This window comes from Pseudoalteromonas sp. SG41-5 (genome assembly GCF_014164495.1).
GTDB lineage: Bacteria > Pseudomonadota > Gammaproteobacteria > Enterobacterales > Alteromonadaceae > Pseudoalteromonas > Pseudoalteromonas rhizosphaerae.
Genome location: NZ_JACJFH010000223.1, coordinates 1 through 1,387, shown reverse-complemented (window position 1 = coordinate 1,387; position 1,387 = coordinate 1). Strand labels below are relative to the sequence as shown.

The window sequence follows — 1,387 nt, the reverse complement described above, 5'->3', positions numbered from 1 at the left end:
GCAGGCGGTGCGACACAAAAGGGTAATGAAATCTGGGTGCAATCAATCACTTTTGATAATAGTTGGGGTATTCCTATGGGGAGCCTTGGTTGTTGCTGGCAAAGTGCCGGTAAAACAAGTGGTGTATACGATCAAAAATTCCCAGAAAAAGTCGCGGTTGAATGGTTAGATAAGTCAGAAAATAGAATTTACTTTGGTGAAGTGGCAATAAATAAAAATGGTTATAAATTAGCTAAAAATTTACCTTCATACACAGCGCATACAGGTAAGGTTTTTAAAGATGTAAAACCATATTTAATAGTCGGTATGGGTGAGTCAGGTGAAATCAAAGTTTGGTTATCTAATACCCGTTCAGCGGGATTTACAGGCCGTGTATTACACGAACTAGCCTCAGGGCAAGCACAGTGGCGTGAGAATAAATGACCAGTTTTAAACGCCTTTTTACAATCAGCCAGAACAAGATGAAAAGAGTGAGCAATGGCAATCACAACTAATAAATGGATATAGATTATGGACAAGCTCATAAAATTACTTATCACACTCGCTTTAATATTATTCGCTGTAGGATGTTCGTCTACAGGTAAAATTGATTACATGGTTGCAGGCGGTGCGACACAAAAGGGTAATGAAATTTGGGTGCAATCAATTACTTTTGATAATAGTTGGGGTATTCCTATGGGGAGCCTTGGTTGTTGCTGGCAAAGTGCCGGTAAAACAAGTGGCGTTTACGATCAAAAATTCCCAGAAAAAGTCGCCGTTGAATGGTTAGATAAGTCAGAAAATAGAACTTACTTTGGTGAAGTGGCAATAGATAAAAATGGTTATAAATTAGCCAGTAAATTACCTCGATTTAGTTACCATACAGGCGAAGTAGAAACTGATATTTACCCATATTTAATAGTTGGTATGGGTGAATCAGGTGAGATAAAGGTTTGGATTTCAAATACACCATCAGCCGGGTTTACTGGACGTGTTCTACACGAGCTTGGCTCTGGGCAAGCTCAATGGCGTGAGAATAAGTAGTAAAGCCACGACCCTAAGCTTATGTTCTATAAAGTATTCGCAGAGGCAGCCCGTAGCTCATGGCCCTGAAGAAGACGCTGAATTCACCACTAAAAACCACAGCTCGCGCTTTGTTATAATCAGCCTGCGCAAGCAGAGCTCAGCACACAATGGCAATCACAACTAATAAATGGATATAGATTATGGACAACCTCATAAAATTACTTCTTATTAGTCTGTTAGCTGTATTACTAGGCGGTTGTGCAACAACAGGTGAAATAGATTATATGGTTGTATCGGGTTCAACGGATGAAGGTAATGATATATTCGTGACTTTAATTAAGTTTGATGACCAGTGGGATGTACCCGCAGGAACTATGTCTTG

The 1,387-nt window shown here is 39.7% G+C and carries 2 protein-coding genes and 1 pseudogene; all 3 read left to right on the top strand.

Features of this window, described 5'->3' with window-relative positions; all coding sequences use genetic code 11:
• The coding region (locus tag H5232_RS23180; RefSeq protein WP_259400191.1) for a DUF2931 family protein at positions 1-423 on the top strand (423 nt) is incomplete at its 5' end.
• An 87-nt stretch (positions 424-510) separates the two neighbouring features.
• Entirely contained in the window at positions 511-1,023 is a 513-nt protein-coding gene (locus tag H5232_RS23175) for a DUF2931 family protein (RefSeq protein ID WP_182831641.1), read from the top strand.
• A gap of 182 nt (positions 1,024-1,205) precedes the next feature.
• Positions 1,206-1,387, top strand: a pseudogene (locus tag H5232_RS23170) (DUF2931 domain-containing protein); the annotation flags it as partial.